This is a genomic window from Microbacterium sp. Y547, assembly GCF_057669785.1.
In genome coordinates this window covers 219,040-233,368 of record NZ_JBYHFN010000004.1, presented here as the reverse complement: position 1 = coordinate 233,368, position 14,329 = coordinate 219,040, and the positions used below count along the sequence as shown (strand labels likewise).

Genomic DNA, 14,329 nt, shown 5'->3' with positions numbered 1-14,329 from the left:
ATAGTGCCGCCGCCGCCACTGCCCGCGCCGCGGTCGGGTGACCGGCGTGTTCGGAGTTCGTGCGAAGCGACCACGGGCGCGCCGCAGCGCATCCAGTCGGGCGTGGGGTCGCGCACGTCGCCGCGGAGATGGGTATCTCCCGCACGACGGCGGCGGTGGTGGCGTCGATTCCGGGAAAGTGGTCCCCGTGCACGCCGCGATCGACGACCACTCCAGACTCGCGTACGTCGAGGTCAGTACATCTAGGCCGTCTGCTGACAACTACCCGAAGTCGCCGGGCGCCATGTCTGCGAAGCGCGAGAAGTGGCCCTGGAAGGCGACCGTGATCGTGTCGGTGGGACCGTTACGGTGCTTGGCGACGATGAGGTCGGCCTCACCCGCACGAGGGCTGTCCTTCTCGTACGCGGCCTCGCGGTGCAGGAGCACGACCATGTCGGCATCCTGCTCGATCGAGCCTGATTCACGCAGGTCGGACAGCGCGGGCTTCTTGTCGGAGCGCTGCTCGGCGCCGCGGTTCAGCTGCGACAGGGCGACGACCGGCACACCGAGCTCTTTCGCGAGGAGCTTGAGCGCACGCGAGAACTCCGAGACCTCTTGCTGACGGGACTCGACGCGCTTACCCGACGTCATGAGCTGCAGGTAGTCGATGACGACCATCTTGAGCCCGACGCGCTGCTTAAGCCGGCGGCACTTGGCCCGGATCTCGACCAGGGTCATGTTGGGGGAATCGTCGATGTACAGCGGGGCGTCGTTGATGCGCCCGCGGGTCGCGGCGATCGTCGTCCAGTCGCGGGAGTCGAGGGTGCCCTTGCGCATCGCCTGCAGTGGGATCGCGCCCTCGGCGCTCATGAGACGCATCGCGATCTCGCTGCGACCCATCTCGAGCGAGAAGAGGATCGTCGGCATGTCGTGCTTGATCGCCGCCGAGCGGGCGAAGTCCAGAGCGAGCGTCGACTTACCCATCGCGGGCCGCGCCGCGATGATGATCATCTGCCCGGGGTGCAGTCCGTTCGTCAGCTGGTCAAGACCCGCGAACCCCGTGGGGATGCCGGTCATCTGACCATCGCGCCCGCGCGCTGCCTCGATCTCATCGACGGCGGCATCGACGGCGATCGTGAGCGGGACGTAGTCTTCGGCGACCTCGGCACCGGTCACCGAATAGATCTCTGCCTGCGCGCTGTTGACGACGTCGACGGCTTCGCCCTGGCCCGAATAGCCCATCTGCACGATGCGGGTGCCGGCCTGAACGAGACGGCGCAGCAGCGCCCGCTCGGACACGATCGAGGCGTAGTACCCCGCGTTCGCGGCCGTGGGCACGATCGAGGTGAGCGTGTGCAGGTAGTCCGCACCACCGGCGCGCTGCAGCTCACCTGTCTTGATCAGCTCGTCGGTGACCGCGACGACGTCAGTCGGTTCGCCGTGCGAGTAGAGCGTGAGGATCGCTTCGAAGATCAGCTCATGCTTGGGGATGTAGAAGTCGGCGCCGCGCAGTGTCTCGATGACATCGGCGACGGCATCTTTCGACAGGAGCATTCCGCCCAGGGCGCTCTGCTCTGCAAGCAGATCGTGCGGGGGTGTGCGCTCATGCTCACGGGGGCCTCCGAGACGTTCCTCAGAGATGTCCGCGATCGACATGCGCTACCCCTTCTGCGCGTGAACGCGCGTCACCCACCTGCTCGATGACCACGCTATGGAGGGCCTCCGACACTCGCAAACCGGCCTGTGGATAACTGTGTGGAGAGTGGGCAGGAAACGCCGTGACCCTTGTGTACAAGTCCTGTGGAGAACTTTCGCCACCCGGGTGATTTTATGGACGAATAGTCCAACTGACCAGGGGTTTCAATTTCCACAGCCTGTGGACAAAGATGTGGTTCAGGTAGGCGTTGAAGGTTGCGAGGTTGTACACAGTTCACCCCGAATCGCAACTCGAGAACGCGCCGGGTCAGAGGCCATTTTCCGGTTCGGTCGATCGGCACCGGCGCAGACACAGTGCGAAAGACCTCGCCGGGTCCATCGACAGCCGATGCGGTCTCGGGTACGGTCGGACACCCAGGCACCCTCAGACGCGTTCAACCGGACGCGCACGACGTTCTTATCTCGGGAGATGAACGTGGAGACCGTCACCTGGAGCGAGCCGCGCAGGCTCGCTCGCGCAACGCTGATGGGCATCAGCGCTGCGTTCGCGGGCGCGGCGGTCTCGGTGTTCTTCGGGCTCGGTGCATCCGATGCGCACGCGTCCACAGATGACGAACGCAGTCTGACGGGTGCCCTGAGCAGTCTCATCGGCGGCACGACGGACGCGCTCGGAGCAACTGTGTCCGGCGTGACGTCGACGGCGTCCGACGTCGTCGAATCGATCGTCGATGTCGCGCCCGCACCGGTTCAGAAGCCCGTCCAAGCCGTCGGCCAGGCGGTGGACACGGCCGTCACCACCGTCACGACCCCCGTGCAGCAGGTCGTCTCGAGCGGCGTCGTGAGCGCCGTGACGACGCCGGTCGTCGAGGTGCTCACCGACGTTCCCGTCGTCGGGACCGTCGTGTCAGGCCTCGGCGTCGACGAGGTCGTCACGTCCATCGGCACCGGCGTCGATGACGCACTCGACACCACGATCGAAGCCGTTTCTGGTGTCGGCCGCGCCCTCGCCCCCGCTCCCACCCCGCCCTCACTCGACCACGTCGAGCCCGCCGCATCCCCCGCCGTCACCTCGACCGCGGCCGCTTCAGACGCCCAGAACGCGCCCGCCCACCTGGGATCGACGGCCTACGCAGCCGGCCCGCAGGTTCACGCCGCGGCATCCGCACGGGTCTTCGCCGCACCTGCTCCCGCGACGTCGAGCGCCTCGTCGGCCTCGCCCAGCGGGCATGCCCCACCCGGGTTCACAGGCGACCCCTGTCCTTCTCTCGCTTCGTCTTCGGGACCCGCCGGTGCGGGTTCCGGCGCCTGGGCGCTTGCCGCCCTCCTGCCTCTCGCCGCACACCGTGCCTGGGTGCGACGGGCCGGGCCGGGGGACGACAACGCGCCACCGGCGCCCGCCGACCCCACCGACGCTTCGCCCGATTGAGTCGAGCTCTGCCGCCCCCGGCGGCGAGCATCCTCGCGCGCATTCGCGTGCACCATCCGACTCACTCGAAAGAAGACATCATGAACACCTTCATCAAGCGCGCCCTGTGGGGCACGCTCCTCGCCGGCGGCGTCACGCTGCTGGGCGCAACCGCCGCCACCGCGGCGGAGACAACCGGAGACGACGGTCTGCTGTCCGGCACGCAAGCCCTCGTCGGCCTCTCGCTCCCCATCACGATCGACGGAACGTCGCTCTCGCTGCTCGGCGACTCGACGGCCTCGACCTCGGCCGCTCCCGCCACCTCGGCACCCGAGGCCGTCGCGGCTTCGACAAGCGGGACGGATGCCGCCGCGTCGGGCACACAGGCGCTCGTGTCCGTCGCGGTGCCGATCACGGTCTCGGGCAACGCCATCTCGGTGCTCGGCGACAGCGGTTCGGCGGCGTCGGAGGCACCTGCGGCCCCGGCTGCGGAGCGCGCACCCGCGGATGCAGTGACCACGAGCGGTGACGACGGGGCGCTGTCCGGCACGCAGGGCGCCATCTCTCTCGATCTGCCGATCGACGTGCGCGGCAATGCCATCTCGGTGCTCGGCGACAGCCGGTCCGAGGCCGCGGCGACGCCCACGGCCCCGGCCGGGACCGACACCACACCCGCTGCAACCACCGGCGGGCGCGACGGCATCGCATCCGGCACGCAGATCGTCGCACCCGTCGCGCTGCCCGTCACCGCGACCGGGAACGCCATCTCGGTGATCGGTGACAGCGCCTCGGTCGGATCAGCGACGACGGGCACGTCTGCCGGCGCCGCTGTCACGCCGCTGACCTCGGGGATCGACTCGCTGCTCGGCGGGACGCAGATCGTCACTCCCGTGGCACTGCCGATCACACTCGGCGGCACCGCGATCTCGGTTGTCGGTGACAGCACGTCGGAGACGCCATCGACGCCGACTGACCCGGGCACGCCCGGACCGCCCGGCACCACCAGCACGCCCGGCATCCCCGTCACCACCCCGGGAACGTCCGGAACCCCGATGGCCCCGGCACGCGCCCGCTCGATCGTCACGGGTTCGGTCGCTGGGGCTGACGGACACATGCTGGCCGAGACCGGCGGCGCATCGCTGCTCCCCTTCGCGGGCGCGGCACTTGCGCTCTTCGCGGCGGGAGGCGTGCTTCTCGTCGCGCGTCGACGCAGCGCCTGAGCTGTGAGGGAGGGCCGCGGCCCGCGGGCCTTCCTCACCCCACCTCGCCCGCGCAGCAGGGACTGTGCCTGAACTCTGTTTCGCGGGCGACGGACCGAGCGGAAACGACGGATGCCGCACCCCCGTGGGGATGCGGCATCCGTTCTCGACCGATCGGTGCGGGTCTCGATACGTCGTCTGCGACGACTGCTCGACCTGGACCTGATCTACTTTGCGGCGACCACCTGGAGGGTGATCACGGCGGTGAGGTCATCACGCAGGCGAATCGTCGCCTCGTGCTGGCCGACCGACTTGATCGCCGAGGTGATGTGGATCTTGCGCTTGTCGAGGTCACCGAGACCGGCGGCCTTGACGGCGTCAGCGATGTCACCGGTCTTGACCGAGCCGAACAGGCGGCCTTCGGCTCCGGCCTTGACGGGCAGACGCACCGTGTTGGACTCAAGGGCGTCCTTGAGTGCGACGGCCTCTTCGTGGTCGTGGATCGCGCGCGATTCACGGGCCGCGCGAATAGACGCGACCTGCTTCTCGCCACCGCGGCTCCACGCCACTGCGAAGCCCTGGGGGACGAGGTAGTTACGGGCGAACCCGTTCTTGACCTCGACCACGTCACCGGCGCTACCGAGCCCGGCGACCTCATTCGTAAGAATCAGCTTTGCCATCGGATGCCCCTTAGCGGCCAGCGCCGGCGTAAGGCAGGAGCGCCATTTCGCGCGCGTTCTTGATCGCCTTGGCGATCAGACGCTGCTCCTGCACCGAGACACCGGTGATACGACGAGCACGGATCTTCCCGCGCTCCGAGATGAACTTGCGAAGAGTGGCGACGTCCTTGTAATCGATGACGCCGACACGGATCGACTTCGCGGGGGCAGCGTTCTTCGCGCCCTTCCGCGGCTTCCGGCGATCGCCGGTTGCCTTTCCAGCCATGGTGTTTCCTTTACAGAGTGAGAAAAGTTGTTGCCGTGACCCGGTCTTGACCCTTCACAGAGGTCAGGGACCGGGAGGCGGCATCAGAACGGGGTGTCGTCGCCGTAGGACGAACCGGGCGTCGCCCAGGCATCGCCGCCAGCGGCACCGCCGGCAGCATTAGAGGAACCGGGGGTCGCCCACGGCTCTTCCGCCACCTGCGCGGGGCGCGACTGTCCGCCGCCACCGCCGCCACCGAAGTTGCCACCACCGCTGCCACCGCTCGCGGCGCGCGTGACCTGAGCCGTCGCATAGCGCAGCGACGGTCCGATCTCGTCGACCTCGAGTTCGATCGCGGTGCGGTTGTTGCCCTCACGATCCTGGTAGCTGCGCTGCTTCAGGCGGCCGGTCGCGACGACCCGCATGCCCTTGGTCAGCGAACCGGCCACGTGCTCGGCGAACTCGCGCCACACGCTCGCGCGGAGGAACAGCGCTTCGCCGTCCTTCCACTCGTTGGCCTGGCGGTCGAAGTTGCGCGGCGTCGACGCGATCGTGAAGTTCGCGACGGGGAGCCCGTTCTGCGTGTAACGCAGCTCGGGGTCCGCCGTGAGGTTGCCCACGACGGTGATGATCGTCTCGCCGGCCATCGCCGTTACGCCTTCGCGGCCTTGGCCGGAGCAGCGGCCTTCGCGGGAGCGGCCTTGGCGGGAGCAGCAGCCTTGCGGGCGGCCTTCTCGTCGGCGCGCTGCTTCTCGGAGGCGATCATCGCGATGGCCTCTTCTGCGCGGAGGACCTTCGTGCGCATGATGCGCTCGTCGAGCTTGAGCTGGCGGTCCAGCTCGTGCGTCGCGTCACTCGTGGCGGTGAAGTTGACGACGGCGTAGACGCCTTCGGTGTGCTTCTGGATCTCGTAGGCAAGACGGCGGCGGCCCCAGATGTCGACGTTGTCGACAGTGCCACCGTCGTTCGTGATGACCTTGAGGAACTTCTCGAGGTTCGGAGCGACCTGGCGCTCGTCGATCTCGGGGTTCAGGATCACCATGAGCTCGTACTGGTGTGTGTGCGTCACTAACCCACCTCCTTCGGACTAGAACGGCTGCGAGGAATCTCCTCACAGCAGGAGGGTGTGGTGCACGTCATCCGACTTACCGCGCATCGAACGCGAACGGACAACCCTCCTATGCTACCGGATGCCGCGCCACGGCGCAGTGCCCGGCCTGACGGCACGCCCGGCGACCGTGCGGGGGACGCAGCGACACGCCCGGTAGCGTGGGCGGGGCGTGACCCAGGGAGGACGGATGTCGCTGCATCACCCACAGGAATCGACCTCGTTCGACGCCCGCCCACTCGTCGAGCCCGTGGACCGCGACGAGGTGCGCGCGTTCACGCACCGGCTTCGGGCGACGGGAGCGCTGCGCGGAGCGGGACTGGGCAGTGTCGGTGGGATCGTCGCGGTCGCTGCCGTCGCGATCATGATGCTGTTCTCGGTGTCGACGACCGCGACCGCCTTCCTCACGTCGGCCGTCTCGGGCAACGCGCCGCCGTGGTTCGTCGCGGTCGGCGCGACGGTCTTCATCGTGATCGTGCTGGGCATCGTGGCGGTGATCGTCACGGTGATCGCGCGCTCAGTCGGCAGCGGAGCCGCGGCCCGCCGTTATCGACTTGACCGCTTCGCGCAGGCGAACGGCATGGGATACCTGCCGACGCTCGCCAATCCGCGCCTGCCCGGAATGATCTTCGGTCTGGGCTCGTCGCGGCACAGCCTCGACCTCGTGCGCGGGACGCATCCGAGGTTCGTTGAGTTCGGCAACTACCGCTTCACGACCGGCTCGGGCAAGAACCGCAGAACGCACGCGTGGGGGTACGTCGCCGTCAAGCTCGACGTGCCGCTGCCGCACATCGTGCTCGACGCCCTCGGCAACAACGGGCTGTTCGGGTCGAACCTGCCGACCTCGTTCGACAAAGACCAGCGCTTGAGTCTCGAGGGCGACTTCAACCACTACTTCTCGCTGTACTGCCCCACCGGCTACGAGCGCGACGCGCTCTATCTCTTCACGCCCGACATCATGGCCCGGTTCATCGACAACGCCGCCGCGCTCGATGTCGAGATCGTCGATGACTGGCTGTTCCTCTATGCCAAGCGAGACTTCTCGACCCTCGACCCGGCGACATGGGCGTGGCTCTTCTCGGTCGTCGGCGCCCTGCTCGACAAGCTCGCGCAGTGGGAGCGCTGGCGTGATGACCGCCTGGCCGCCTCGGCCATCGCCCCGCACGACGACCTGCCCTTCGCCGCACCGCCCAGCGCGCTTCGCCCGCCCCCGGGTGTCGCCACCGAGGGACGCCGGCTGAAACGCGGCATCCCGTGGGCGGTCATCATCGTCGGGGCCGTCATCGTGCTGATGTGGTCGCTGCCGCAGATCATGAGCTTCATCTGGGCGTTCCTCGGACGCTGAGGCTCACCCGATCCCGACCCGGCGACGGTGCGCCGCGCGGGAGGGCCCGCTCAGGCGCGGTCCGCCCACCATGCGCGCAGACGCCGCTCGGCCTCGTCTTCGCCCAGCACACCCTCGTCGAGCCGCAGGTCGAGGAGGAACCGGTACGCCTCGCCCACTTCGGGCCCGGGTCTGAGGCCCAGGATCGCCTGGATCTGATTGCCGTCGAGGTCGGGCCGGATCGACGCGAGCTCCTCCTGTGCCGACAGCTCGGCGATGCGGCGCTCGATGTCGTCGTAGGCGTTGCGCAGTCGCGTGGCCTTGCGTCGGTTACGCGTCGTGACATCGGCGCGCGTGAGGATGTGCAGGCGTTCCAGTTGGGGGCCCGCATCGCGCACGTAGCGGCGGACGGCGGAGTCGGTCCACGCCCCCTCGGAGTATCCGAAGAACCGCAGGTGCTGCTCGATGAGCTGCGTCACGCTCGAGATCGTGTCCGAGTCGAAGCGCAGCGCCTGGAGGCGCTTGCGCGCAAGCCGGGCGCCCTTGACGTCGTGGTGGTGGAACGTGACAGCGCCCCCGGGCTCGAGCCGCCGGGTCGCGGGCTTGCCGATGTCGTGCAGCAGCGCCGCGAGCCGCAGGGCGACATCGGGGGCGGCATCCGGATGACGCTCGTGCTCGAGGTCGATCGTCTGCTGCAGCACCGTGAGGGAGTGCTCGTAGACATCCTTGTGGTGATGGTGCTCGTCGACCTCGAGCTGCAGGGCCGGGATCTCGGGCAGGAATTCGGCCATGAGCCCGGTCTGCACGAGAAGTCGGATGCCCCGTGTCGGATCGTCGGTCTGCAGCAGTCGCACGAGCTCGCCCTGGATGCGTTCGGGGCTGACGATGGCGAGCGTGGCGCGCAGTTCGGTGATCGCCGCAACCGTCGCGGGATCGACCTCGAAGCCGAGCTGCGACGAGAACCGCGCGGCGCGCAGCATGCGCAGCGGGTCGTCGCCGAAGCTCACGTGCGGGTCGGACGGTGTGCGCAGAACCCCGCGCACGAGGTCTTCGACGCCGCCCGTCGGGTCGATGAGCGTCTGCGACGGCACGCGCAGGGCCATGGCGTTCACGGTGAAGTCGCGGCGCACGAGGTCGGCCTCGATCGTGTCGCCGAACTCGACGGTGGGCTTGCGGGTGACCCCGTCGTAGCTGTCGGCCCGATACGTCGTGACTTCGACCTGGTCCCCGGCGACCTTGGCACCGATCGTGCCGAAGGCGCGGCCGATGTCCCACTGCGCCGTGCTGATGGGCTTGATGATTCGGAGGATGTCGTCGGGGCGCGCGTTCGTCGTGAAATCGAGGTCGTTCGTCTCGCGACCGAGCAGCGCGTCACGCACCGGCCCGCCGACGATCGCGAGGTCGAACCCCGCGTCGGCGAAGACGCGCGCGAGCGTCGAGACGACGGGAGACTCCGCGAGCGCGGCCAGGCGCGCGACACCGTCGGCCATATTGAGCATGGGTTCGAGCCTACCGAGAGCGGTGCGCGGCGTCCGTCGCGCCATCACCGCGACGAAAGCCCCGCGCGTCCGCTCAGTCGTCGTCGATGATGGTGATGACGCCCTCTCCGTCGGCGACGCTCACCCCCGCGCTGACCTCGGAGAGCCCCACAACGATCGTCTCGTCGCCCTCGGCGTTCTTGTCGGGCTTGATCGTGATCGAGAACGTCGCGGTCGTCTGTCCAGCGGCGATCGTGAGGGTGGCCGTCGTACTGCCCTTGTAGTCCCCGCTCGAGGCCGTCCCGCCGATCACCGACACGGTGAACGTCACGGCCGTCGTCATCATCGCCGACAGGGTGATGGTCACCGTCGCAGCCGAACCCGACCCGGTGTTCCCCTCGCGAATCGATGTATCGGAGACACTCAGCGACGGCAGCATCGGCGGAGTCGGTTCCGGCGACGGCGCGACGGGATCGGGATTCGGCGGCGGGTCCGACGGAGGCGGGTCCGACGGCGGCGGCGGCGGTTCAGAGGGAGGCGGCGGCATCGGCGGGGCGGGGGCGACCGTGCCGGGACGACCATGCTGGTCGAGGTCGGCGCCGTAGTTGTTGTAGCGGTCGAACTCCTGCATCTGCGCGTTGATGACGCCGTTGTTGCCGCTGGCGAGCGCGGCATTGGTCAGGGCGATCACCTCGGCCGTCGTGTACGGGTACGAGATGTAGGGGTGCGCGGCGGACAGCAGCGCCGCCACGGCCGCGCGCATCAGCGCCGTGATCCCGCCGCCGCCGCTGTCGAGCGACTCGTGCAGCGTCCGGGTGGCGTAGACACCGGTCGCCGCGGAGAACACGCTCCCCGTCATCTGATCCGGCCGGTACACCAGCGAGCCATCCGAGAGTCTCGGCCACGCGATCGCGTCCCGGTTGGTGGCGTTCGTCTTCCAGAACCCCGGAGTGAGCCCCTCGGCCCTCGCGCCCACGCGGTAGACGGCGGCATCGACGTCGCTCACGGTGACCCCGGACAGGGGATCGATGCCGCGCACCGTCGCGACGTTGACATACGGCGCGGTGCCGACGTGGTGCACGACTGCACCGGCCGAGGTGAACAGCCAGACCTCGCCGGGATCGAGCAGCCCGTTGCCGTTGACATCGCCGCCGACGTAGATGGGAATGAAGTCGTCGCCGGGATTCGCATGCGTGCCGTGGTCGTCGGTGAGCGAGACGGCGAGCGCCAGGTTGCCCGTGTTGGTGACGAGGTACGTCCACACGACGCGCGTGCCCTTCAGCAGTTCGCTCCCGGCCGTGTCGGCGTCTTCCAGCACCGTGGGCGCCCACGGATCGAGCGCGTTGATCGCCTTCTTCACCTGGATCCCGGGGGTCGCCGCGAAGATATGCGCCGGATCCTCGGCCGCATGCGTCGTACCGTATGCGTCGACGCCGCTCACCCGGGCGACGTTGCGCAGCGCACCCGCCTGGGCGATCGTCGTGAACCGGTAGAGCCACACCTCGCCGGGGTCGAGGACGGCATTGCCATTGATGTCGCCGCCGAGGAGCGTGAGGATCACGTCGTCCGACGGCGACGGAGTGCCGCTGTCGTCGACGAGGACGATGTCCCCGATCCCGACGGACCCGGGTATCAGGCGCACCTCGAACGTCCACTCGACCGTCGAGCCGACCGCAACCCTGACGGCGGTCGCGGCGCTGTCGGCGTCCTGTCCGTTCGCGCGCTTCAGGACGGACAGTCCCGACGGCGGCACCAGCACACCGGTGTAGTGGGCGACGTCGGTGACCGTCGCGGTGACGGTCGTCCCCGGTACGGCTGCCGTCACCGTCACCGTGTTGACGTACGCGCCCACCCGGGCGGTGCCGGTGGCCTGGTAGATCCAGATCTCGCCCGGGTCGAGCAGTCCGTCACCGTTGGTGTCGCCGGACACGAACACCGGGACGATGTCATCGGAGAGGTCGCCGGGGGTGCCGTTGTCATCGACGACGACGACCATGAGCGCCGTGTTCCCCGTGTTGGTCACCGTGTAGGTCCAGGTGACTGTGCTGCCGACGGGCACGAGGATGCCGGGCGCCGTGGCGGCATCCTCGCCGTTGACGCGCTTCACGACATGCGGCGCGGCCACCGCGCCCAGGTGGAAGGCCATGTCCTGGGCGGTGAGCAGGGCGCCGGCCTGGTCCCGCGCGGTGACGACGGCGGTGTTGCCGTACAGGCCGACGCCGGCGACATGGCCGACGACACCGGCCGAAGTGAACAGCCAGACCTCGCCGGGGTCGAGTTCGCCATCGCCGTCGAGGTCGCCCGAGACGTACACGGGAGCGAAATCGTCCGACGCATCCCCCGGTGTCCCGTTGTCGTCGGTGACAGCGACGTCCCGCAGACTGAACGCCGACTGGTTGGTCACGCGGTACGTCCACACGACGGGTGCACCGGGAGCGACGAGCTTGGCCGTCGCTGCGGTGTCGGCCTCGTCGGCCGCGGTCGGCGCGAGCGGCGCGGAGGCGTTGACGGCCTTTCGGATGCTCACGCTGCCGACCGGGACACCGAGGTAGTGGGCCATGTCGGTCGCGTTGAGGGTGCGCCCGCCGCCCGATCCCGACGCGCGGACGGTGTTCGCGTACGGTCCGAGCACGACCGTGCGGATCGCCCGGAACAGCCACACCTCGCCGGGGTCGAGGATGCCGTCACCGTCGGCGTCGCCGGAGACGTAGATCGCGGCGAAGTCGTCGGTGGGGTCGGCGGGCGTGCCGTTGTCGTCGATCAGGACGAGTCCGGTGACGCCGCCGCCGATCGCCGAGACGAGGTACGTGAAGGTGACCGCGGCGCCGACGGTGAGCTGCGGACCGCTCGGTGCGTCCGCGTCTTCGGCGACGGTGGGATGCAGCGGGTCGACCGCATTGACCGCTTTCTGCACGACGAGCTCGACCTGGGCACCGGCCACCCCGTCGTAGACGGCCGGGTCGCTGTCGCGCACGGACTGCCCGTTCGCGCCGACGCCTTCGACCGTGACGGTGTTCAGGTAACGGCCGGCGCGTGCGATGCCCTCAGCCCGGAACAGCCACACCTCGCCCGGATCGACGAGGCCGTCGCCGTCGAGGTCACCCGAGAGGTAAGTGGGGACGAAGTCGTCGGCGGGGTTCGCGGGCGTGCCGTTGTCGTCGAGGATGCGGGTGATCCTGATCGCGACCGCCCCGGGGTTCGAGACCTCGTAGGTCCACACGACGGCCGACCCGGCCGCCACCGTCGGGCCGGTCTGGTTGGCATCCTCACCGTTGACGTACTTCACCACGCGCAACAGCGTCTGCGGCTGGCAGGGGCAGTGCAGGTTGGGGCCGCCGACGTCGTCGCGACCGCCGCCGGGCAGGTTTCCGGGCTGGGGGTCGCGCGGACCGCCGTGCTGGTCCTGCCACAGCTGCCCGTCGCTCGGCTCGACCAGAGCCTCTTCGTCGAACGGCTCACCGGAGGGCACGCCGGGGCCTTCGTCCGATCCGCCCGCCTCGGAGAGTGCCCGGATGAAGTCGCGGATGTGCGGGCTGAATCCCCGGTTCACCGTCGGTGAGCCGAACGGGCTGAAGGGGACGAGGAAGCTGTTGAACTCGCCGCCCCAATCGAACATGCGGTCCTGGGCGGTGTTGGCGATGAGCACGTCGCGGCCGGCGCCTCCGAAGGCGAAGTCCCCGTCGCGGAACCGCGGGTCGTCGTTCTCGGGGTTCGTGTTCGCGCCGCCTGCGGTCTCGAGGTTGTCGTCGAGCTGAAGCAAGTCGTCGCCGAAGCCGCCGAAGAGCCAGTCGCAATTCGTGCCCCCCACGAGCCAGTCGTGCCAGAGGTCGCCGTACATGCGGTCGCGGCCGTCGTCGCTCTTGACCTTGACGCCGTCGATCACGATGACTTCGCCCGTGGTCTCGTCGAGCATGTACGCATCGAAGTTGAGCAGGAACCCCGGGATGATCGAGCGCGGGTCGTCGGCGTCGTAGTCGGCGAACATCGTCGTATCGGCGTTGTAGCGCAGCGGATCCGTGTCGACCGGCTGCAGTTCGGTCGCGAGGCGTGTGAGTGCTCCGATGCGCAGGTCGCGGTTGTAGAACTCCTGCATCGCCTCGGCGCCCGACATGGAGTCGCTGCCCTCGCCGCCGTGCATGAAGTCGTCGCCGAGTCCGCCGTACAGGACATCGTTGTTGACCGCGCCGTCGATCCAGGTCGCGAAGTCCGCCCGCTTCAGCAGTTCACCCAGGATGTAGATCTCCGCACCGGTGAACGGTCCCGGGATCGACACGTACCGCTGGGCGTCGGCGGTGGCCAGGTTGTTGAGCGGCTCGGCGAGGCCGTTTCGACTGGTCTGCAGCTTGCCGTCATCGCCCATGATGCCGTCGACCCCGGTGCCGCCGTAGATGCGGTCATTGCCCCACCCGCCGTAGATGTCGTCGTCCTGGCCCTCGCCGAACAGCACATCGTCGCCGAGTTGACCGTGGATGGTGTCGTCACCGTTCTCGCCGTGCACAACGTCGGCCGCGCCGATGCCGACGCCGACGCCTTGCGTGTAGTCGAGGAACGTGTACGCACGAGGAAGAAGGCGGATGCTGCCGCCGTAGGTGTCGTAGTTGAACGTGAGGAATGCGGTGCCGGGCGTGAACGGGTTGCCGTCCGCACCACCGGGAACGACTTTCACGAGGCGGTGGATGCTGCCGTTGTCGCCGAGGATGACGTCGCTGTCACGCGCGTGGCCGCCGTCTTCGAGATCGCCGTAGTTGTTTCGGATAAGGCGGATGCCCGCACCACCGAAGATCGTGTCGGCGCCGTCCGGGCGGCGGGCGGGTGTCGTGAGACTGAACAGCTCCGAGCTGCCGCCGATCAGGTCGTCGCGGCCGAGGCCACCGAAGATCACGTCGTCGCCGCCGTTGCCCTCGATGTAATCGTCGCCGTCACGACCGCCGCCGGCCCAGTCCTCGACCGACTCGCGGGTCGTGCGCACGTCGATCGTGATGACGCCGGCGTCGTCGATCACCGAGCCGTCGCCCTGGATCCAGTCGTTGCCGAGCTGCCCGAAAATGAGGTCGTCTTCGGCGCCGCCGGCGATCACGTCGTCGCCGTAGCGACCGGCCGGCGTCGACGTGTCGTGGTCGAAGAGCATGACGTCGCGCTCCTTGACGCCGCGCGGGTCGTCGTAGGAGTTCGTCGGGCCGACGCCGCAGGCGCCGGCGGACGCGATGTTGGCGCATCCGGTGTCCTGTCCGTAGATCCCCGAGGCCGTCAGGATCT

10 protein-coding genes (1 of these 10 cut by a window edge) are annotated in these 14,329 nt (G+C 68.8%); 3 read left to right on the top strand and 7 right to left on the bottom strand.

Going from position 1 to position 14,329, the window contains the following annotated elements:
- Positions 1–261: 261 nt before the first annotated feature.
- Positions 262–1,635, bottom strand: a complete 1,374-nt coding sequence (gene dnaB / locus AC25Y0_RS08190) for a replicative DNA helicase (RefSeq protein WP_376129058.1) — start codon at positions 1,633–1,635, stop codon at positions 262–264.
- Positions 1,636–2,104: 469 nt separating this feature from the next.
- Between dnaB and AC25Y0_RS08185 the strand changes: the two genes are divergently transcribed.
- Both AC25Y0_RS08185 and AC25Y0_RS08180 read left to right on the top strand, forming a co-directional pair.
- A complete protein-coding gene (locus tag AC25Y0_RS08185; protein WP_488123641.1) occupies positions 2,105–3,061 on the top strand; it encodes a hypothetical protein in 957 nt (318 codons plus the stop codon).
- Positions 3,062–3,141: 80 nt separating this feature from the next.
- Positions 3,142–4,260 (top strand): chaplin family protein, encoded by a 1,119-nt coding sequence (locus tag AC25Y0_RS08180; RefSeq protein WP_488123642.1) that lies wholly within the window; start codon positions 3,142–3,144, stop codon positions 4,258–4,260.
- Between the two features lie 206 nt (positions 4,261–4,466).
- On the opposite strand, the gene rplI is transcribed toward AC25Y0_RS08180, so the two are convergent.
- From rplI to rpsF, 4 genes are all read right to left on the bottom strand, one after another.
- On the bottom strand, positions 4,467–4,919 hold the full coding sequence (gene rplI, locus AC25Y0_RS08175; RefSeq protein WP_488123643.1) for a 50S ribosomal protein L9: 453 nt from the start codon (positions 4,917–4,919) through the stop codon (positions 4,467–4,469).
- Positions 4,920–4,929: 10 nt separating this feature from the next.
- Positions 4,930–5,184, bottom strand: coding sequence for a 30S ribosomal protein S18 (gene rpsR / locus AC25Y0_RS08170; RefSeq protein ID WP_045276591.1), 255 nt, complete (start codon positions 5,182–5,184; stop codon positions 4,930–4,932).
- An 83-nt stretch (positions 5,185–5,267) separates the two neighbouring features.
- Positions 5,268–5,810: a single-stranded DNA-binding protein gene (locus AC25Y0_RS08165; protein WP_488123644.1), complete on the bottom strand. Its 543-nt coding sequence runs from the start codon at positions 5,808–5,810 to the stop codon at positions 5,268–5,270.
- Positions 5,811–5,815: 5 nt separating this feature from the next.
- Positions 5,816–6,205: a 30S ribosomal protein S6 gene (gene rpsF, locus AC25Y0_RS08160; protein WP_488123813.1), complete on the bottom strand. Its 390-nt coding sequence runs from the start codon at positions 6,203–6,205 to the stop codon at positions 5,816–5,818.
- A 238-nt stretch (positions 6,206–6,443) separates the two neighbouring features.
- Here rpsF and AC25Y0_RS08155 point away from each other — a divergent pair, with 238 nt between their 5' ends.
- Entirely contained in the window at positions 6,444–7,616 is a 1,173-nt protein-coding gene (locus tag AC25Y0_RS08155; protein WP_488123645.1) for a hypothetical protein, read from the top strand.
- A 50-nt stretch (positions 7,617–7,666) separates the two neighbouring features.
- On the opposite strand, the gene AC25Y0_RS08150 is transcribed toward AC25Y0_RS08155, so the two are convergent.
- Together AC25Y0_RS08150 and AC25Y0_RS08145 are read right to left on the bottom strand one after the other, a co-directional pair.
- Complete coding sequence (locus tag AC25Y0_RS08150) at positions 7,667–9,094, bottom strand: CCA tRNA nucleotidyltransferase (RefSeq protein ID WP_488123646.1); 1,428 nt, start codon at positions 9,092–9,094, stop codon at positions 7,667–7,669.
- A gap of 73 nt (positions 9,095–9,167) precedes the next feature.
- Positions 9,168–14,329: the end of a Calx-beta domain-containing protein gene (locus AC25Y0_RS08145; RefSeq protein ID WP_488134489.1), read on the bottom strand. The gene runs 22,351 nt beyond the window's last position; the window shows 5,162 of its 27,513 coding nt (coding positions 22,352–27,513); the start codon falls outside the window, past its right edge — the gene reads right to left on this strand; the stop codon is at positions 9,168–9,170.

What these genes read in the sequence shown, in the direction of transcription:
- dnaB (WP_376129058.1), bottom strand. Translation starts at nt 1,635, where the DNA reads ATGTCGATCGCGGACATCTCTGAGGAACGTCTCGGAGGCCCCCGTGAG.
- AC25Y0_RS08185 (WP_488123641.1), top strand. Translation starts at nt 2,105, where the DNA reads ATGAACGTGGAGACCGTCACCTGGAGCGAGCCGCGCAGGCTCGCTCGC.
- AC25Y0_RS08180 (WP_488123642.1), top strand. Translation starts at nt 3,142, where the DNA reads ATGAACACCTTCATCAAGCGCGCCCTGTGGGGCACGCTCCTCGCCGGC.
- rplI (WP_488123643.1), bottom strand. Translation starts at nt 4,919, where the DNA reads ATGGCAAAGCTGATTCTTACGAATGAGGTCGCCGGGCTCGGTAGCGCC.
- rpsR (WP_045276591.1), bottom strand. Translation starts at nt 5,184, where the DNA reads ATGGCTGGAAAGGCAACCGGCGATCGCCGGAAGCCGCGGAAGGGCGCG.
- AC25Y0_RS08165 (WP_488123644.1), bottom strand. Translation starts at nt 5,810, where the DNA reads ATGGCCGGCGAGACGATCATCACCGTCGTGGGCAACCTCACGGCGGAC.
- rpsF (WP_488123813.1), bottom strand. Translation starts at nt 6,205, where the DNA reads ATGGTGATCCTGAACCCCGAGATCGACGAGCGCCAGGTCGCTCCGAAC.
- AC25Y0_RS08150 (WP_488123646.1), bottom strand. Translation starts at nt 9,094, where the DNA reads ATGCTCAATATGGCCGACGGTGTCGCGCGCCTGGCCGCGCTCGCGGAG.